This window comes from Comamonas endophytica (assembly GCF_023634805.2).
Taxonomy (GTDB): Bacteria; Pseudomonadota; Gammaproteobacteria; order Burkholderiales; family Burkholderiaceae_C; genus Comamonas; species Comamonas endophytica.
The window spans coordinates 254,183-271,199 of record NZ_CP106882.1; the positions used below are offsets into that span (position 1 = coordinate 254,183).

At 64.8% G+C, this 17,017-nt stretch carries 18 protein-coding genes and 2 pseudogenes; 13 read left to right on the plus strand and 7 right to left on the minus strand.

Translation table 11 applies throughout. The annotated features are described in order from the left end of the window. Positions 1 to 78 precede the first annotated feature (78 nt). Entirely contained in the window at positions 79 to 540 is a 462-nt protein-coding gene (locus M9799_RS18125) for an Rrf2 family transcriptional regulator (RefSeq protein WP_231043839.1), read from the plus strand. On the opposite strand, the gene M9799_RS18130 is transcribed toward M9799_RS18125, so the two are convergent. The 3 genes and pseudogenes from M9799_RS18130 to M9799_RS20675 form a co-directional block, all read right to left on the minus strand. Next, a complete protein-coding gene (locus tag M9799_RS18130) occupies positions 534 to 878 on the minus strand; it encodes a hypothetical protein (RefSeq protein ID WP_231043938.1) in 345 nt (114 codons plus the stop codon). The two genes, M9799_RS18125 and M9799_RS18130, sit on opposite strands and share 7 nt — an antisense overlap. A 215-nt stretch (positions 879 to 1,093) precedes the next feature. After that, positions 1,094 to 1,579: pseudogene (locus M9799_RS20670) on the minus strand (class I tRNA ligase family protein); the annotation flags it as partial. Positions 1,580 to 1,873: 294 nt separating this feature from the next. Then, the gene (locus M9799_RS20675; protein ID WP_422692690.1) at positions 1,874 to 2,065 is read right to left on the minus strand and encodes a class I tRNA ligase family protein; all 192 of its coding nucleotides are present in this window, start codon (positions 2,063 to 2,065) and stop codon (positions 1,874 to 1,876) included. Positions 2,066 to 2,287: 222 nt separating this feature from the next. Here M9799_RS20675 and imuA point away from each other — a divergent pair, with 222 nt between their 5' ends. The 7 genes from imuA (at position 2,288) to M9799_RS18170 (ending at position 8,768) form a co-directional block, all read left to right on the plus strand. Then, the gene (gene imuA, locus M9799_RS18140; protein ID WP_231043837.1) at positions 2,288 to 3,085 is read left to right on the plus strand and encodes a translesion DNA synthesis-associated protein ImuA; all 798 of its coding nucleotides are present in this window, start codon (positions 2,288 to 2,290) and stop codon (positions 3,083 to 3,085) included. Next, positions 3,030 to 4,334 (plus strand): Y-family DNA polymerase, encoded by a 1,305-nt coding sequence (locus M9799_RS18145; RefSeq protein ID WP_231043836.1) that lies wholly within the window; start codon positions 3,030 to 3,032, stop codon positions 4,332 to 4,334. Before imuA ends, M9799_RS18145 begins: the two co-directional genes overlap by 56 nt. 6 nt (positions 4,335 to 4,340) lie before the next feature. Beyond that, on the plus strand, positions 4,341 to 7,454 hold the full coding sequence (locus M9799_RS18150) for an error-prone DNA polymerase (protein WP_231043835.1): 3,114 nt from the start codon (positions 4,341 to 4,343) through the stop codon (positions 7,452 to 7,454). A gap of 10 nt (positions 7,455 to 7,464) precedes the next feature. Next, positions 7,465 to 8,061, plus strand: a complete 597-nt coding sequence (locus M9799_RS18155; RefSeq protein ID WP_231043834.1) for an alpha-ketoglutarate-dependent dioxygenase AlkB — start codon at positions 7,465 to 7,467, stop codon at positions 8,059 to 8,061. Positions 8,062 to 8,204: 143 nt separating this feature from the next. Then, positions 8,205 to 8,447, plus strand: a complete 243-nt coding sequence (locus M9799_RS18160; RefSeq protein ID WP_231043833.1) for a hypothetical protein — start codon at positions 8,205 to 8,207, stop codon at positions 8,445 to 8,447. Further along, positions 8,402 to 8,527, plus strand: coding sequence for an HVO_A0114 family putative DNA-binding protein (locus tag M9799_RS20710; RefSeq protein ID WP_263726222.1), 126 nt, complete (start codon positions 8,402 to 8,404; stop codon positions 8,525 to 8,527). The genes M9799_RS18160 and M9799_RS20710 overlap by 46 nt, the downstream gene beginning before the upstream one ends. A 70-nt stretch (positions 8,528 to 8,597) precedes the next feature. Further along, complete coding sequence (locus M9799_RS18170) at positions 8,598 to 8,768, plus strand: hypothetical protein (RefSeq protein ID WP_231043832.1); 171 nt, start codon at positions 8,598 to 8,600, stop codon at positions 8,766 to 8,768. Between the two features lie 42 nt (positions 8,769 to 8,810). Here the strand turns inward: M9799_RS18170 and M9799_RS18175 are convergent, their stop codons facing one another. Continuing rightward, entirely contained in the window at positions 8,811 to 9,749 is a 939-nt protein-coding gene (locus tag M9799_RS18175) for a LysR family transcriptional regulator (protein ID WP_231043831.1), read from the minus strand. 89 nt (positions 9,750 to 9,838) lie between these two features. Here M9799_RS18175 and M9799_RS18180 point away from each other — a divergent pair, with 89 nt between their 5' ends. The 4 genes and pseudogenes from M9799_RS18180 (at position 9,839) to M9799_RS18195 (ending at position 13,918) form a co-directional block, all read left to right on the plus strand. After that, positions 9,839 to 10,801 carry a DMT family transporter gene (locus M9799_RS18180; protein WP_231043830.1) on the plus strand — a complete coding sequence of 321 codons (963 nt, stop codon included), beginning with the start codon at positions 9,839 to 9,841 and terminating at the stop codon, positions 10,799 to 10,801. A gap of 107 nt (positions 10,802 to 10,908) precedes the next feature. Beyond that, positions 10,909 to 12,186 (plus strand): chromate efflux transporter, encoded by a 1,278-nt coding sequence (gene chrA / locus M9799_RS18185; RefSeq protein WP_231043829.1) that lies wholly within the window; start codon positions 10,909 to 10,911, stop codon positions 12,184 to 12,186. 316 nt (positions 12,187 to 12,502) lie between these two features. Further along, a pseudogene (locus M9799_RS18190) lies at positions 12,503 to 13,381 on the plus strand (class I SAM-dependent methyltransferase); the annotation flags it as partial. 138 nt (positions 13,382 to 13,519) lie between these two features. Continuing rightward, positions 13,520 to 13,918 (plus strand): YkvA family protein, encoded by a 399-nt coding sequence (locus M9799_RS18195; protein ID WP_231043827.1) that lies wholly within the window; start codon positions 13,520 to 13,522, stop codon positions 13,916 to 13,918. Positions 13,919 to 14,091: 173 nt separating this feature from the next. Here M9799_RS18195 and M9799_RS18200 read toward each other — a convergent pair whose 3' ends face one another. From M9799_RS18200 to M9799_RS18210, 3 genes are all read right to left on the minus strand, one after another. After that, positions 14,092 to 14,439: an RNA recognition motif domain-containing protein gene (locus tag M9799_RS18200; protein WP_231043826.1), complete on the minus strand. Its 348-nt coding sequence runs from the start codon at positions 14,437 to 14,439 to the stop codon at positions 14,092 to 14,094. Between the two features lie 95 nt (positions 14,440 to 14,534). Continuing rightward, positions 14,535 to 14,744 carry a hypothetical protein gene (locus M9799_RS18205; RefSeq protein ID WP_231043825.1) on the minus strand — a complete coding sequence of 70 codons (210 nt, stop codon included), beginning with the start codon at positions 14,742 to 14,744 and terminating at the stop codon, positions 14,535 to 14,537. A gap of 276 nt (positions 14,745 to 15,020) precedes the next feature. After that, positions 15,021 to 15,914, minus strand: coding sequence for a LysR substrate-binding domain-containing protein (locus M9799_RS18210; protein ID WP_231043824.1), 894 nt, complete (start codon positions 15,912 to 15,914; stop codon positions 15,021 to 15,023). Positions 15,915 to 16,054: 140 nt separating this feature from the next. On the opposite strand from M9799_RS18210, the gene M9799_RS18215 reads away from it, so the two are divergent. Next, entirely contained in the window at positions 16,055 to 17,017 is a 963-nt protein-coding gene (locus tag M9799_RS18215; protein ID WP_231043823.1) for a Bug family tripartite tricarboxylate transporter substrate binding protein, read from the plus strand.

A 17,017-nucleotide genomic window follows, 5' to 3' on the forward strand; every position in this document is an offset into this window, starting at 1 on the left:
CTTTCGTAGTTTCATGATAAGCCCAATGCCGATTTTCATGCAACCTACAATGCTTCATGACATTGAATTGGAATGCCCATGAGAAGCGATAGCCGCCTGTCCCGCATGCTGCATGTGCTGCTGCACATGGCGCGCCAGGAGGCGCCCTTCACCTCGGAACAGTTGGCCCGGATGCTGGACACCAACCCGGTTGTCGTGCGGCGCACCATGGCCGGCCTGAAGAAAGCCGGCTATGTCCAATCGGAAAAAGGCCATGGCGGCGGCTGGAAGCTGTCGTGCGATCTCGCCAAGGTCTCGTTGCTCGACATCCACGAGGCCGTGGGCGGGCCGCGCATCTTTGCGATCGGCAATACCACCGACAACCCCGAATGCGGTGTCGAGAAGGTGGTGAACGCGGCCCTGGACGATGCGCTGGCGCAGGCCCAGGCACTGCTGGTCAAGCGGCTGGCCGCGGTGAAGCTTGGCGATCTGGCCGAGGAATTCGATGGGCTGTGCAAGGCGCAGCCGGCGCATGCCCGGGGCCAGCAGCACGGTCACTGACCTGCAAAGTGCCCGGAAAGCTGCTTGCAGACTTCCGGCGTGATTTTCTCGAACATCGGTGGCGCGCCCTCCAGCACCCAGGGCGCGTCGACGCGCTCCAGGCTGCCGGCAAGTGCAGCTGTTGGCGCCACTCCCTGCACCGTGCCCTTCTGTCCCAGGAAGTGCCAGACCGCCGCAGCCGCATCGGGTATGAATGGTGCGGCAAAGGCCGCGCCGAGGCGCAATGCATGCAGGCACATCGCCAGGGTGCGCTCGGCAGCCACAGGATCGGTCTTGACCGTGCGCCAGGGCTGTTCGCGCGTGATGAACCCGTCCGCCAGACTCCAGATGCGGCGCAGCGCCTGCTGGGCTGGCGCAGCTTGATAGCGCTCATGGCGGCCAGATAGTTCTCGGCCGTGCTGCGCAGCTGCAGCAGCAGTGCCTTCTCACTCTCCGCAAGCGGCGCACCGCATGGCGCAATACGCCCGCCGTAATGGCGCTTGGCCAGCATATACACGCGGTGCAAAAGGTTGCCAAGCCCGTCGGCAAGATCCTTGTTGATGGCGGCCGCAAAGCGTGCAGACGAGAAGTCCGCATCGTCCGACTCGGGCAGCATCGAGATCAGCGCATAACGCCAGTAATCGGCGCTGAACAGGCCGATGGCGTCGTCGGTGAAGATACCGCGTTGTTCGCTGGTGGAGAACTTGCGGCCCTCGTAGGTCAACCAGCTGTAGCCCTTGATGGTGTCTGCCATGGTCCAGGGCTGGCGCGTGCCCAGCATCATCGCCGGCCAGAAGATGCTGTGGAAGGCCACGTTGTCCTTGGCCATGAACTGCACCAGGCGGACTTCTTCAGGCCGCTGCCACCATTGCCGCCAGGCCTGCGGATCGCCCTGCTTTCGCGCCCAATCCTGGGTCATGGCGATATAGGCGATGGGCGCATCGAACCAGACATAGAAGACCTTGCCCTCCCAGCCCTCGAGCGGGACCGCGACGCCCCACTCCAGGTCCCGCGAGATGCTGCGCGAATGCAGCCCGGCATCGAGCCATTTCCTGGCAATGGAGCGTACGTTCTGCGGTCAGCATTTGCGCGTGCTTATCCAGTCTTGAAGCTCCGGCTGCAACGCGTCGAGCTTCAAAAAGATATGCCGGCTCTCGCGCAGCTCCAATTCTCCATTCGGGTTCAGCCAGCACCTTGGCTGAATCAGTTCCAAAGGATCGAGCAATTGGCCGCAGCCATCGCACTGGTCGCCGCGTGCCGCCCCATAACCGCAATGCGGGCAGGTCCCGACGATATAGCGGTCAGAAAGAAAGCGATTACCCACTTTGGAGAAGAACTGCTGGCCGATTCGCTCCTACATGAAGCCGTTCTCGCGCAGGCGCAAAAAGATCTGCTGCGTCAGCGCATGGTTGGCTGGCGAGGAGGAGCGGCCGAAATGGTCAAAGCCGATATTGAAGCGCGCATAGATATCCGCCTGGCGCGCATGCCACTGGTGATGAGGTACCGCATGGAAAAAGCGTTGATCTATCGATAAACGACTGCCGATTTACTTGGAACTCACTTCAATCTATAGCAACGGCAGCTTCCGGTGCATAAGGATTGCCAGCATTTCTTCCCATGCTTTCCCCAATGGAACCAACTTCCAGGAAGACTGAAGCGGATTAATCAGACCCGTCATTTCCTGCCCGGCTTGGCCACCAAGCACGCAAAACCTTGATACAAATTTTCAACTTGGTCGATATACTGTGGTTAAATACAGTATTCGATCATGAACGCCATTGTCCACACCCTGCCCCCCACTGCCAGCGGCTTCGACCGCTGGCAGCTGCCTGCGCATGTGGCGCAGGCGGTCTGGCGCGGAACGGAGCTGGGAGGCACCAACGGGCGCGCTTTATCCACGGGCTACGAAGCGCTGGACGCAGCCCTGCCAGGAGGCGGCTGGCCCACCCAGGGCCTGAGCGAGGTGCTGCTGGCGCAAGCCGCGCTATGCGAATGGCGGCTGCTGGGGCCCGCGCTGCCGGGTTTTCTGGCGGACAGGAACAGCCGCATCTACCTAGTCGCCCCGCCAAAAGCACCGCATGCCATGGGCCTGGCGCAGCTGGGCCTGGCGCCCGAGCAGTTGGTCTGGATAGACGTACAGGGTCCGGCCGACAGCCTGTGGGTGACCGAGCAGTTGATCAAGTCCGAAGCCTCGGGCGCAGTGCTGGCCTGGCTGCCGCAGGCGCGGCCCGAGCAGGTGCGGCGGCTGCAGGTGCTGGCGCTGCATTGCGATGCGCCGGTATTCCTGTTCCGCCCCGAGTCCGCCCTGCGCGATGCCTCGCCCGCGCCGCTGCGGGTGTCGGTGGCGCTGGGCGAGAGCTGGGGGCTGGAGGTGCGCATCCGCAAGCGCCGCGGCGCCAGCACCGACGCGGTGCTGCATCTGGAGGCCGTGCCCGGCAACCTGCATTCCGTTCTTCCCCCCCGGCTGCGCGCCCTGCCCGCGCCCGGGATGCAGCCCCAGGAGGAGACCCATGCACTGGGCCGCCCTGCTACCGCGACCGCTGCCCGGCTGCGCATCGCCCATTGAGCCGCGGGCGCTGGCCGTGTGGGCGCTGCAGTTCACGCCGCGCGTGGCCAGCGTCGAGGAAGCGGTGCTGCTGGAGGTCGAGGCCAGCCTGCGCCTGTTTGGCGGGATCGAAGCATTGCATGCATTGGTGGAAAGCGGCGCCAGCGAACTCGGCGCGCAGGTCGCCTGGGCGCCCACGGGCCTGGCGGCGCTGGCCCTTGCGCGCCAGGGGCGGGACGATGGCTTTGCCGGGCCGCTCGCCACGCTGCTCGACGCGCTGCCGCTCGAACACCTGAGCGCCGTCGCGCGCCACCAGGCAACCCTGGCGCGCGTCGGCTGCCGCACCCTGGGCCAGGTGCGCGCGCTGCCGCGCGGCGGCATGGCGCGGCGCTTCGATGCGCAGCTGTTGGCCGCGCTCGACCAGGCCTATGGCCTGCGCCCCGAGGCCTATGACTGGACCAGCCTGCCCGAGAACTTCGAGGTGCGGCTGGAGCTGATGTCGCGCGTGGAAACCGCGCCCGAGCTGCTGGCGGGCGCACGCGTGCTGCTGCTGCAGATGGCCGGCTGGCTGCGCGCGCGCCAGCTTGGCGCCACGGCCTTCACGCTGCGCTGGCTCCACGATGCCATGCGCTCGCGCGCCGCGGGCGAAGGCGGCGAACTTCAGATCCGCACCGCCGAGGCCACGCAGAACGTCGAGCATTTCGCGCGGCTGCTGGGCGAACATCTGGACAAGACCGAGCTGCTGGCGCCCGCGGGCGAGCTGATCCTCGTCGCCACCCAGGTCGAGCCACTGGTCGAAGCCAGCCGCTCGCTGATCCCCGACGCCGCGCACCAGGGCGCCTCGACACGGCTCGCGCTCGAGCGCATCCAGGCGCGGCTGGGCGAGGATTGCATCCGCCGCCCGCAGCTCGGCGCCGACCATCGCCTGGAATGGATGCAGCAGTGGACCTCCGCCGAGCCGCGCCGCAATGCCAGGCCCCAGCCGCTGCATGGCCTGCCGCTGCCGACCTGGGTGCTCGATACCCCGCTGCGCCTGGTCGAGCGCTTCAACCGTCCGCTCTACCAGGGACCGCTGCAGCTGCTGCTCGGCCCGGACCGCGTCGAGGGCGGCTGGTGGCATCGCACGCAGGCGGACGGCAGCGAGATCAGCTGCAATGTCCAGCGCGACTACTGGCTCGCGCGCAGCGAGCACGCGGGCCTGCTGTGGGTCTTCCAGGCGCGGCTGGCCGGCGACGAGACCGCCTGGTTCCTGCACGGCCACTACGGATGAACGGCCATGGACCACGCCCTGCCCGCCTATGCCGAGCTGCGCTGCATCTCCAACTTCACCTTCCTGCGCGGCGCGAGCCAGCCCGATGAGCTGGTCAAGCGCGCCAAGGCGCTGGGCTACGGCGCGCTGGCCCTCACGGATGAATGCTCGCTGGCCGGCATCGTGCGCGCGCATGTCGCGGCCAAGCAGGAGGGCATCGCGCTGCTGGTCGGCGCGCAGTTCTGCATCCAGCCGCGCAGTGAGGATGAAGCGCCCTTCACGCTGGTGGTGCTGGCGCAGAACCTCGATGGCTATGGCAACCTGTGCCAGTTCATCACAAAGCTGCGCCGCGCATCGGACAAAGGCACGTACTTCCTCGACCTCGACAACATCACCGGCCAGGAGCTCGAAAACTGCGTGGTGCTGCTGTGCCCCGAGCGCCAGGCCAGCGGCGCGCAGCTCGAAGCCATGGGCCGCTGGACGCTGACCGAATTCACCGGCCGCTGCTGGATCGGCGTGGACCTCGCGCGCCGCCTCGACGACGAGCTCTGGCTGCACCGCATGCGCGAGCTGTCCGCGCTCACCGCGCTGCCGCTGGTCGCCGTGGGCGACGTGCATATGCATGTGCGCTCGCGCAAGCCGCTGCAGGACGTGCTCACCGCCACGCGCATCGGCCGGCCGCTGACCGAATGCGGCTACGCCCTGCTGCGCAGCGCCGAGCGCCATCTGCGCAGCCGGCTGCGGCTGGCGCAGACCTTCACGCCCGATCTGCTGGAGCAGACGCTGCAGGTCGCCGCGCGCTGCCGCTTCAGCCTGGACGAACTGCGCTACCAATACCCCGACGAGGTCGTGCCCGCGGGCCACACCGCTGCCAGCTACCTGCGCCAGGCGACCTACGAAGGCGCGGGCCGGCGCTGGCCCGAGGGCATTCCCACCCCGGTGCAAACGCAGATCGAGCACGAGCTGGAGCTGATCTGCGAGCTGAAATACGAGCCCTACTTCCTCACCGTCTATGACATCGTGCTGTTCGCGCGCTCGCGCGGCATCCTGTGCCAGGGCCGCGGCTCGGCCGCCAACTCGGTGGTCTGCTACTGCCTGGGCGTGACCGAGGTCGACCCGGCGCGCATGTCGGTGCTGTTCGAGCGCTTCATCTCGCGCGAGCGCAACGAGCCCCCGGACATCGACATCGACTTCGAGCACCAGCGCCGCGAGGAGGTCATCCAGTACCTCTACGGCAAATACGGCCGCGACCGCGCCGCCCTGGCCGCCGCCGTGACCAGCTACCGCCCGCGCTCGGCCATCCGCGACGTCGGCAAGGCGCTGGGCTTCGAGCTCGACACGCTCGATGCCATCGCCAAGGGCCAGCAGTGGTTCGATGGCGAGAGCATCCGCCTGGAGCGCTTCGAGGAGCTGGGCATCGCCACCGACACGCTGGCCGTGCAGCAGCTGATCGCGCTGACCGAGCAGCTGATCGGATTCCCGCGCCACCTGTCGCAGCACACCGGCGGCTTCGTGCTCACGCGCGGCCTGCTGTGCCGCATGGTGCCCGTCGAAAACGCCTCGATGGCGGAGCGCACGGTCATCGAATGGGACAAGGACGACCTCGACGCCGCCGGCCTGCTGAAAGTCGACGTGCTGGCGCTGGGCATGCTCTCGGCCATCCGCCGCGCGCTGGATTTCATCAGCCGGCGCCGCGGCTTCGACTTCAGCATGCAGGACATCCCCGCCGAGGACCCCGCGACCTACGAGATGATCAGCCGCGCCGACACCATCGGCGTCTTCCAGATCGAAAGCCGCGCGCAGATGAGCATGCTGCCGCGCCTGCGCCCCAAGGAGTTCTACGACCTGGTGGTCGAGGTCGCCATCGTGCGCCCCGGCCCGATCCAGGGCGGCATGGTCCACCCCTACCTGCGCCGGCGCCAGGGCCTCGAGCCCGTGACCTATCCCAACGACGCCCTGAAGGAAGCGCTGGGCCGCACCATGGGCGTGCCGGTGTTCCAGGAGCAGGTCATGCAGATCGCCATGATCGCCGCCGGCTTCACCCCCGGCGAAGCCGACGGCCTGCGCCGCGCCATGGCCGCCTGGAAGCGCAAGGGCGGCCTGGAAAAATACCACGGCAAGCTGGTGGACGGCATGCTGGCGCGCGGCTACGAGCGCAGCTTTGCCGAGCAGATCTTCGAGCAGATCAAAGGCTTCTCGGAATACGGCTTTCCCGAAAGCCACGCGGCGAGCTTCGCGCTGCTGGTCTACGCATCGAGCTGGATCAAGCGCCACGAACCTGCGGCCTTCCTGGCGGCGCTGCTCAACAGCCAGCCCATGGGCTTCTACTCCGCCAGCCAGCTGACCCAGGACGCGCGCCGCCACGGCGTCGAGGTCAGGCCCGTCGACGTGATGCACAGCGCCGTCGATTGCACGCTGGAAGACATCGACCACCACCCCGCCGTGCGCCTGGGCCTGCGCATGATCGCCAGCCTGCGCAGCAGCAGCGCCCAGGCTATTGAAGCCGAGCGCCAAAAGGCCCCCTTCGACAGCGCGCAGGAGCTGGCGCAGCGCTGCGGCCTGGACCAGCCCGAAATGAAGGCCCTGGCCGCTGCCGGCGCCCTCGCAACCCTTTCCGGGCATCGCCGCCAGCAGGTGTGGGATGCTGCAGCACTGCACGCACCGCCCCGGTTGCTGGCCCAGGCGTCTGTCGACGAAACGCTGCTGGAACTGCCCGAGGCGCCCGAGGGCGAAGAGGTGCTATGGGACTACGCCTCCACCGGCCTCACGCTGCGCAGCCACCCCATGCAACTGCTGCGGCCCAGGCTCGACAGACACAAGCTCAAGACCTCCCAGCAACTGCGCCGCACCCCCGATGGCCGCGTAGTGCGCACCGCGGGCATCGTCACCCTGCGGCAGCAGCCGCCTACCGCCAAGGGCACGCTGTTCATCACGCTGGAGGACGAGCATGGGGTGACGCAGGTGATCGTCTGGAAGGACGTGCGCGAGGACCATCGCCAAACCTTGCTGGGCGCCCGGCTGCTGGCTGTGGAAGGGCGGTGGCAGCGGGAGGGGATGGTTTGCAATCTGGTTGCCAAGCGGGTGGCGGATCTTTCGCATCTGCTGGGCCGCTTGCGTACCGAGAGCCGAAACTTCAAATGAGTTACTACCCATGAACCAAAGCAGTTTATTTGGCAATGAGGAGGTGCACGCCTCGATTCCGGGGTTGGTTTACCAGCCGGAATTTCTGAGCGTCGAAGAGGAGCGGGAACTTATCGACACCATCTGCACGCTGCCTCTTCACGCGGCCAAGTACAAGCAATACCTGGCGCGGCGGCGAGTGATGAGCTTTGGCGGGTCCTATGACTTCGATACCAATCAGCTCCTCCCCGCTTCTTCGCTGGATGCGCGTTTGCTGCCGCTGCGGGATCGCGTCGCCGCCTGGCAAGGGGTTCCTGCCGAATCGCTGGTGCATGCGCTCGTGGCCGAGTACGCGCCAGGCACACCACTGGGGTGGCATAGGGATGTGCCTAACTTCGAGCGGATTATCGGGATTTCACTGGGGAGCGAGGCTACGCTGCGGTTTCGGCCTTATCCGTATCGGGCTGAGGTTCCGCGGCAAGTGGTGGAGCTTTGCGTGCAGCCGCGGTCTGTCTATGTGATGGCTGACGAGGCGCGGTGGGGGTGGCAGCATTGCGTAGAGGCTACGCGGGGGTTGAGGTGGTCAATCACATTTAGAGACTTTCGAGGGAGGACAGTTGAAGGATGATTTTCTATCGACGATTGGCAACTCAATGGCCATGGATATCACCACAAGCATTATTTTGGAAACGTGACGCCAGAACCCTTTGTTAGCTTTGAAGATACAGAAGAAAAATTTGAAGCTGACTGGCTTGTATTCAAGGAAACAAGATGACCCAGTTGAAAACCCAAACCGGCACCGAAGCCGAATTCTTCAAGCGTGGTCGCGACATCGCCAAGGCTGCCGATGCAGGCAAAGCCATTCCAGAGACCCATCTCCTGACCTTTGCAGACCCTGCGGATATGCTGGCGGTGTCCACACCAAAGCGTCTGGAGCTGTTCAAAGCGCTTCGAGTCCAACGGATTCCATTACGGCACTCGCAGAGCGCGTCAATCGCGACCGCAGCTCGGTAAGCAGGGATCTGACCATCCTGGAAAAGGCTGGAATCGTTTCGGTAAAAACGCGTCCGCATCCTGGTCACGGCATCATTTAGAAAGCTCAGGTTGTCGCTGAAAAAATCACGCTCAGCGTCGTACTTTAAGCAAAATTGAGGAAAGATCGTCGTGCTTGTCGCGCATGGATTCGTTTCCAGAACCATTCGTGCGCTTGCTCGCCAGGACTTCTCCGATTTCTTCGACTGGCAGTTGGGCAATGGGGAACTGCTGAAGCTCATGCTGCTGGACCGATTGCCTGTGCGCCTTGGCCAGATGGAAAGCACGATGCGCAATCTTTGAGTTCTGCATCGGGCCCCGCACCGCCCCCGCCCAGCACCACCCTCAAAGAAAATACGCCGCGTCCGCCTGCACCCGAGGCGCCACCACCGCATCCACCCACTCCAGCCAGGCCCGGGTCTTCGCATCCATGAAATGGCGCGTCGGGTAGAGCGCATACACGCCAATGTCCGGCGAGCGCCATTGCGGCAAGACCCTTTTGAGCTGGCCGGCGCGGATTTGGTCGATGACCGAGAACAGGGGCAGCAAGGCAAGGCCGCCGCCGCGCATGGCCACCTCGACCAGCAATTCCGGCGTGTCCGCAATGACCTGGCCTTTGGGCTCCAGGGGGGTGACCCGGCCGTCGCCAGTGGTCAGCCGCCATTCCGTGGTGATGGAGGGGTTCACTAAACGGATGCAGTCGTAGCCGTGCAACTGCTCGGGATTGCCTGGTTCGCCATGCAGGGCCAGGTATGCCGGCGACGCGCACAGCACGGCGAAAGTGGTGCCAATGCGGCGCGCCACCGTGCCGGAATTCTGCAGGGTCTCCGCGAGGTAGAGGCTGACGTCGGCGCCGCGCGCCAGCAAGTCGGGCTCGTATTGCGACGCGCTGTACTCCACCACCAGCTCGGGATGGCTCGCGCAGAAGCCGGCCAGGGCCGGCGCGACATAGTGCTGGCCGAAGCTGGCCATGCATTGCACCCGGAGCCTGCCCCGCGGGCGAATCGTTGCGCCCGATGCATCGGCCTCGGCATCCTGGACCAGGGCTATGACCTCCCGGCAGCGCTCGGCGTAGGCCTGACCCGCTTCCGTCAGCGCGCGCTGGCGGGTGGTGCGCTGCAGCAGCTTGATGCCCAGCCGCTCCTCGAGATCGGACACGAGGCGCGAGATCTGTGCGGTGGTCAGGCCCATTTGATGTCCGGCAGCGCTGAAGCTCCCGCTGTCCACCACACGAAGAAAGGCCTGCATCGCATGCAACAGACCGGTATCAAGTTTTTTACGCATTACGCAATATTCATTCAAGCGAAGTCGCATTGTTGCTTCCACAGAATGTTTGGACAATGCGCCCTTTGGTCCAGCTCAGTGTTTTCCCTATGTTTCGCTCATCCAGAGGTGCCTTCAACGGTGCGCCGCGCCTCCTGACGCTTCTCGCGCTGCTGCTTCCGCCCCTGCTGTGGGCCGGCAACTTCATCGTGGGCCGAGGTATACGCGACGACCTGCCCCCAGGCACCCTGGCGTTCGCGCGGCACCTCCTTGCCCTGGCTTGTCTACTGCCCTTTTGCTGGCGCAATCTGCGCAAGGATGCGGCCCTGTTCTGGCAGGCCCGCCACGCGCTCGCGCGCACTGCGCTGTGCGGCATGGTCCTGTTCAACGTGCTGCTCTACTTCGGCCTGCAGTCGACCGAGGCCAACAATGCCGTTCTGTTCAACTCCGCCATCCCGCTGCTGATCGGTGCCTTGTCGCTCGTCCTGCTGCGCGAGCGTCTCACGCTCAGGCAAGCGGCGGGGCTGGCCGTCTCCACTGCAGGCATCCTGACCATCGTCGGACGGGGCGACCTGCAGACGCTGCTGCATCTGCGGTTCTCCGGAGGAGACCTGCTGGTGCTTGCCGGCGTGGCCTCCTTTGCGCTGTATTCCATCTGGCTGCGCGACATACCGCCGGCGCTGAACCGCCTGAGCGTGCTCTGCGCCCAGATCTTCATCGCCACCGTGCTCATGCTGCCACTGGCTCTGTTCGAGCTCTACAGCGGCAAGGCCCCTGCATGGAGCTGGTCCGCCGGTGCCGCGATCGCCTATGTGGCCGTGGGCAGCTCGATCGTGGCCACGCTTCTCTATGCCTCGTCGGTCCGTGCCTTCGGTGCGAACCGGGCGGGCCTGTGCATCCACCTCGTGCCGGTGTTCGGCATCGTCCTCAGCTCCGTGCTCCTGGGCGAGACAGTGCGCCCCTATCACCTGCAAGGCACGCTGTTGATCCTGGCAGGCCTTGTCATCTGCACTGCGAAGCTGCCGCTTCAAGCCGTGATGAAAGGTCTTCGCCGCCGGCCGCTGGAGCCATAGAAGCACAGGCGGCGCCTGCCTGCACCATCACTGCGGGCAAGCGTTGGACGCTGGATCACGTTGAAATTGTTCTGGACGCCAAAGGTCAAGCCCCAGGCTTGAAATGCATGGACAATTTCTTCCTTATGAACCATCCGAAACGCCCTGATCCAGGCCAAGCCAATTCATCGCGCCCAGACGATGAAGGCTCCAACCCAGGCGATACACGAGGCTCGTTTCTCGAAGTCTTGCTGGTGTTTCTCAAGCTGGGCCTGACGTCATTTGGCGGGCCTGTCGCTCACCTGGGATACTTTCGTACGGAGTTCGTGGATCGCCGAAAATGGCTTGACGACAGAAGCTACTCGGATTTGGTGGCGTTGTGCCAGTTTCTGCCTGGCCCCGCCAGCAGCCAGGTAGGCATGGCATTGGGATTGGGCCGTTGCGGCTGGGGCGGAGCCCTGGCCGCGTGGCTCGGGTTCACGCTTCCCTCGGCAATTGCACTCATTCTTTTTGCCATCGGGGTTTCGCAATGGGCAGTGCTTGCGCAACCCGGAGCCCTGCACGGGCTGAAAGTCGTGGCGGTCGCGGTCGTTGCGCAAGCCGTGTGGGGAATGGCCAAATCCCTCTGTCCCGACCGTCTGCGCGCCGGCTTGGCTATTGCGGCAGCCCTGCTGGTGCTTGCCGTACCTTCGGCCGTCGGGCAGATCACGGCCATTGCCCTGGGTGGTGCGGTCGGCAGATGGATGCTGAAGCTGAACCAGCTGCCCATGGCGCAGCACCGCGACTATGGAGTGAGCAAGATGGCAGGAGCTGCCTTGCTGGGAATCTTTGTGCTGCTGCTTGCGCTGCCGCCTCTCATAGACTCGTTGGGCCATTCTCCAGCCCTGAGCGTTTTCAGTGATTTCTACCAGGCGGGAGCCTTGGTGTTCGGCGGCGGGCATGTCGTGCTCCCCTTGCTGCAAGCAAGCGTGGTGCCAGACGGCGGGGTATCAAACGAGGCATTTCTTGCAGGTTACGGTGCGGCACAGGCCGTGCCAGGCCCCTTGTTCACGTTTGCCGCCTACCTGGGTGCGGCCATGCCCGCTCCTTTCGGCGGGTGGATGGGTGGTCTCGCTCTGCTGGCAGCGATTTTTCTTCCCGCTTTCCTGCTGGTCATTGGCGCACTGCCCTATTGGGAGCCATTGCGCCGGCATGCGGGGGTGCAAAGATCCATGGCAGGCGTGAATGCGGCGGTGGTCGGGATTTTGGCCGCGGCACTTTATGACCCAGTGTGGACGAATGCAATCCATTCGAGAACCGATTTCGGCTTGGCTCTGGCTGCCTTTGGGCTGCTGGTCTACGCCCGGCTATCGCCGGTGCTCGTGGTGCTGCTGACGGCGCTTGCTGGGTGGCTGCTGTCACTCTGAGGCCAGTGAGCGCCGAGGGCGCATACCGGCAGTGCAGCCTGGCCGCAAGCCGCTGGGGGACTCCAAGACCTGCCCCGATGCGCCATTGGACCGCACGCCGCCGGGAACTTCGCGACGCCACGCTGCCGAACTGCAAGCACAAGCATTGAAGGCACAGCACCCCATCCGCCGCCTGCCTCATCCCGTCAACATGATCGACGTGAACAGTGGGAGCACGACGATGGACTGGAAGAGCACTCAGGAGCGCATCAACATGTGCCAAAAACATCCAGGCGATGATGAGCCCGGCACGCTCCTCGCCAGCGGGCCTGGGCGCGAGGCCCGCATGGCCGGTCACCTCATGGCCACCCCCAACGCCGGCCCCAAGCCCAGCGCCACGCTGGTGGCCATGCAGCGTGCCGCGCACCAGCTGCTGGACCGGCCCCTGGTGCTCGACGACCCCGTCGCCCTGGCCTTGCTGGATTCGGCCGAAGCGCAGTCGCTGCGTGACAATCCGGGCAGCTTGCGCCATCAGGCGTCGCTGGATCTGCGCGGCGCCGTGGTCGTGCGCGGCCGGCTCGCCGACGATGTCTGGCTCGAGGCGAACGGGCGCGGCATCGGGCAGTACGTCATCCTCGGCGCAGGGCTCGATACCAGCGCCTATCGCCAACCCGGCATGGCGGGCCGCATCTTCGAAGTCGATCTGCCCGCCATGCAGCAATGGAAACAGGCGCGACTGCAGGCGGCAGGCATTGCCCTGCCCCCGTCGCTGCGCTTCGTTCCGGTCGATTTCGAGCGCGTCGGCCTTGCGCAGGGCTTGGCACTTGCCGGCTTCGACACGGACGCACCCGCCATTTTCAGCTGGCTCGGCGTGACCATGTATCTCGACCTGGCCGCGGTGCAGCAAACCTTGCGCTTCATCGGCGGCTGCGCCAAAGGCAGCGCCGTGCTGCTGGAGTACGCCCTGCCGCTGCAGGGCCTGCCGCCCGCCGTGCGCACTGCCATGGAACAGCTCATCGCGCAGATCGCCGAGCGTGGCGAACCCTGGAAAAGCTTCTTCGAGCCGGCTGCCCTGTCCGCGATGCTCACCGCATCGGGTTTCAGCAACTGCCATGCCTGGACCCCCGAGGAGCTGAACCAGCGCTACCTGGCGAACCGCTGCGATGGGCTGCGCATCGGAGGAGTTTCAACGCGTCTGGTGCTTGCCACCGTATGACCTCATGGCCTGAGGCCCGTCGACCATCTGGATCGCCATCTTGCGCAACCGCTGCATGGCAGCTGTCTGCGGGCAGCTTACGAAAGCTTCCGCCCAGAAACAACCATGAGAAGATTCGCTTCCTCTTCAGGATTTTCCATGGGCATCGGCGACAACCTCAAGGTATGGGCAAGGCGCATCAAGCGCGACGGCGTGACGCTCTGGTTCGCGGGCAGGCACCCCAGCACGCCTTGGCATGCGAAGGCCCTGGGCCTTTTCGTGGTGGCCTATGCGCTCAGCCCCATTGATCTCATCCCGGATTTCATACCGGTGCTGGGATACGTGGACGACATCCTGCTGCTTCCGGCGCTCATCTGGCTGGCGGTCAAGCTGTTGCCACCAGCGGTGCTTTCCGAATGCCGTCTTCAAGCCGATGCATGGATGGCTGAAAACGGCAAAAAGCCCAGCAGCAGGGCGGGCGCCGTCCTGATCATCGCGCTGTGGATGGCAATGGGAATCGCCGCGTGGCTCTGGTGGTCGCCCTTCCTGCGTTCGTGAAGGGCCGCCCAGACCGATTGGAATCCCGGCCACGGCCAGCGCACCCGCACCACGGCCGAATGCATCGTCCCATGGTGCAGCTTCGCGGCTACCGGGTGAGCCAGGAGCACAGATAGGCCAGGACAAAAAAAACCGGCCTGCGGGGGCCGGTTCTTTTGACCGAAGTTGGTGGCTCAGTAGCGGCCGCCGCCAAACCCGCCGTTGCCATAGCCCACACCGGAGCGCTTGCTGGCAGTGAAGCCACCATCGTTGCGGCCGCCCGAGCGGCCTTCTTCGCGGGGGCGGGCCAGGTTGACCGTGATCGCGCGGCCGTCGACGGACACGCCGTTCAGCGCATCGATGGCCGCCTGGGCGGTTTCGGCAGTGGCCATCTCCACGAAGCCGAAGCCCTTGGAGCGGCCGGTTTCGCGGTCCATCATGACCCTGGCGGAGGAAACGCTGCCGAACTCGGCGAAGTTGCTTTCCAGGCTGTCATTGGTCACGGAGTAAGGCAGGTTGCCAACGTAGATTTTGGTGCTCATGGAAATGCTTTCTTTGATGCTGGTGCAGGGCGAACGATGCACCGTGGGAACAGCTGTGCGCAGGGGAGTGCGCAGCGGGGATGGGACGCCGGCCATCAGCACTCGGCGGTCTGCGGCATGCTGATTTGCAGCCAGCCCTGGGTCACCGCGAAGATCCGCGCGGCTTCGCGCGAGGCAAAGGTCTTGTCGAAGCGGAACACGCGGCAGTAGCTGCCGTTGCCCTTTGCCCGCTGGACCGCGAAGGAGGCGCGAAAGCGGCCACATGCGGTCTGGTGTGTCGCGGGCGTGACGACGTACTTGCCCATGGAGATGAAATTCTGTGGAATCTGCTTCAATCAGGAACACAGCATGAATCGGCTGCGTGAGCTTCAAGGATTCGGTTGGCTGCAGCTCTACAGACAACGGGCGACAAGGTCGCAAGGGACCGTGCATTGGCGCAGCGGTACGAAGAAGGCGCTGTACGACGATCAACATCGCATCGTGACACCTGGCTCAATTATACCAAGTTTTATATAAAACTGTTTATCTATATTATTACTGGTTAAAAGACTTGTCTTCATGGCTGCTTGAAAAGCGCGGCTTCATGCCTGCCCCGCCGCCAGCACTCCCTGCGAGCACCCAATGAAACTCCGCAGCGTAGGCGGGCAATAAGCCGGATTCCACACCAGCATCGCCGGCGCCAGCACCTGCTCGCCCTTGATCTTCACGAACCGCACCCCGTGCACCCGCGAGCGCGCCAGGGTGCTGGGCACCACCGAAACACCCAGCCCATTGGCCACCATGGCGATGATCGTCAGCCATTGGCGCGCCGCGTGGGCGATCTGCGGGTGGATGCCGGCGCGCGAGAAGATGGCGATCACGTTGTCGTAGTTGGCCGGCGCCACGTCCCGCGAGAACATCACGAAGCGCTCGTGCTCCAGCTGTTTCAGCTCCACCGAACTGCTGCGTGCCCGGGGATGGCCCTGCGGCAGGCAGATGACGAACTCGTCCTCATGCATGGGCAGGCAGGCGAGCTGCGGCGGCACCGTGGAGGCATTCACGAACCCGGCGTGGATCTGGCCGCGCAGCAGCTGATTGATCTGGTCGGCGCTGGACATCTCGTTGAGCACCACATCCACATCCGGCATCTGCGCGTTGAACTGCCGCACGATCTCCGGCACCTCGCGGTAGACCTGCGAGCCGGTCATGCCGATCTCCAGCCGCCCGCGCATGCCCCGGGCAACGATCTTCGCCACGCTCGACGCTCGCGCCACCTGCTCCAGGATCTGGCGCGCCTCTTCCAGGAAGGCTTCTCCGGCCTGCGTCAGCTCCACATGCTTGCTGTCGCGTATCAGCAATTGCACCTCCAGCTCCTCCTCCAGCGACTTGATGGCGCTGCTCAGCGGCGGTTGGGTGATGGCCAGCTTGCTGGCGGCGCGGCCGAAATGCAGCTCTTCGGCCAGGACCACGAAGTAGCGCAGGAAGTGAAGCTTCATGGCCTGATTGTCTCCCAACGATTCACGAAATGAATCGCACTAACCAAAAACAGGATTGGACGCGAATGATCGCGCCAGGGAAGATGGCCACGCACCGCATGACGGGACGGTGCGCCAACAAATTACAACGGAGACAAGACATGCAACTTCTTCCTCGCGTCCTGGCCCTTGCGGCCAGCCTGCTGGCGGCCTCGGCCGCGCTCGCCCAACCCTACCCTTCCGCGCCGGTCACGATGGTCGTGCCTTTTGCCGCCGGCAGCGGCACCGATGCCGTGGCGCGCGTGGTGGCCAAGAAGCTCGGCGAGCGGCTCAGGCAGCCGGTGCTGATCGACAACCGCGCCGGCGCCAACGCCCAGATCGGCGCCCAGTACGTGGCCAAGGCCAAGCCCGACGGCTACACGCTGTTCATGACGACCAACACCTCGCACTCGGCCAATCCCAGCCTGACGCTCAACCTGAAGTACGACCCGATCAAGGATTTCACGCCGGTGGCGCGGGTGGGCGAGCTGCCCTTTGCACTGGTGGTGAACAAGGACAACCCGGCCAGGACGCTCAGGGAGTGGATCACGCAGGTCAAGGCCCAGCCCGGCAAGCTTTCCTACGCCACGCCCAACAGCACCTCGCTGGTGGCATCCGAGACCATCAAGCGCATTGCCGGCCTGGATGTGGTCGCCATACCCTACAAGTCGAGCCCGCAGGCGCTCACCGATCTGATCGGCGGATCGGTGCAGATGTATGTGGTCGATCTGGGCTCGGGCATGGGCATGATCAACGCCGGCAGCGTGAAGGTGCTGGGCGTCACAACCAAGGAGCCGCTGAAGTCGATGCCCAATGTGGTGCCCATCGTCAAGGAGGTGCCGGGCTTCGACCTCACCTCCTGGAACGGGATCTTCGGGCCGGCCGGCATGCCCAAGCCCATCGTCGACAAGCTGAACCTGGAGTTGCAGGAAGTGCTGGCCGACCAGGAGGTGCAGAAGTCGCTGGGCCAGCTGGGCTTCGAGACCTGGCCGACCAAGACGCCCGAGGAGTTCGCCAAATACGTGTCCGACCAACTGGCCCACTGGACCACCCTTGTCAAGCAGGCCGGCATCACTCCCCAATGA

Coding starts and splice junctions, on each gene's coding strand:
- M9799_RS18125 (WP_231043839.1), top strand. CDS start 79: ATGAGAAGCGATAGCCGCCTGTCCCGCATGCTGCATGTGCTGCTGCAC.
- imuA (WP_231043837.1), top strand. CDS start 2,288: ATGAACGCCATTGTCCACACCCTGCCCCCCACTGCCAGCGGCTTCGAC.
- M9799_RS18145 (WP_231043836.1), top strand. CDS start 3,030: ATGCACTGGGCCGCCCTGCTACCGCGACCGCTGCCCGGCTGCGCATCG.
- M9799_RS18150 (WP_231043835.1), top strand. CDS start 4,341: ATGGACCACGCCCTGCCCGCCTATGCCGAGCTGCGCTGCATCTCCAAC.
- M9799_RS18155 (WP_231043834.1), top strand. CDS start 7,465: ATGAACCAAAGCAGTTTATTTGGCAATGAGGAGGTGCACGCCTCGATT.
- M9799_RS18160 (WP_231043833.1), top strand. CDS start 8,205: ATGACCCAGTTGAAAACCCAAACCGGCACCGAAGCCGAATTCTTCAAG.
- M9799_RS18175 (WP_231043831.1), bottom strand. CDS start 9,749: ATGCGTAAAAAACTTGATACCGGTCTGTTGCATGCGATGCAGGCCTTT.
- M9799_RS18180 (WP_231043830.1), top strand. CDS start 9,839: ATGTTTCGCTCATCCAGAGGTGCCTTCAACGGTGCGCCGCGCCTCCTG.
- chrA (WP_231043829.1), top strand. CDS start 10,909: ATGGACAATTTCTTCCTTATGAACCATCCGAAACGCCCTGATCCAGGC.
- M9799_RS18195 (WP_231043827.1), top strand. CDS start 13,520: ATGGGCATCGGCGACAACCTCAAGGTATGGGCAAGGCGCATCAAGCGC.
- M9799_RS18200 (WP_231043826.1), bottom strand. CDS start 14,439: ATGAGCACCAAAATCTACGTTGGCAACCTGCCTTACTCCGTGACCAAT.
- M9799_RS18205 (WP_231043825.1), bottom strand. CDS start 14,744: ATGGGCAAGTACGTCGTCACGCCCGCGACACACCAGACCGCATGTGGC.
- M9799_RS18210 (WP_231043824.1), bottom strand. CDS start 15,914: ATGAAGCTTCACTTCCTGCGCTACTTCGTGGTCCTGGCCGAAGAGCTG.
- M9799_RS18215 (WP_231043823.1), top strand. CDS start 16,055: ATGCAACTTCTTCCTCGCGTCCTGGCCCTTGCGGCCAGCCTGCTGGCG.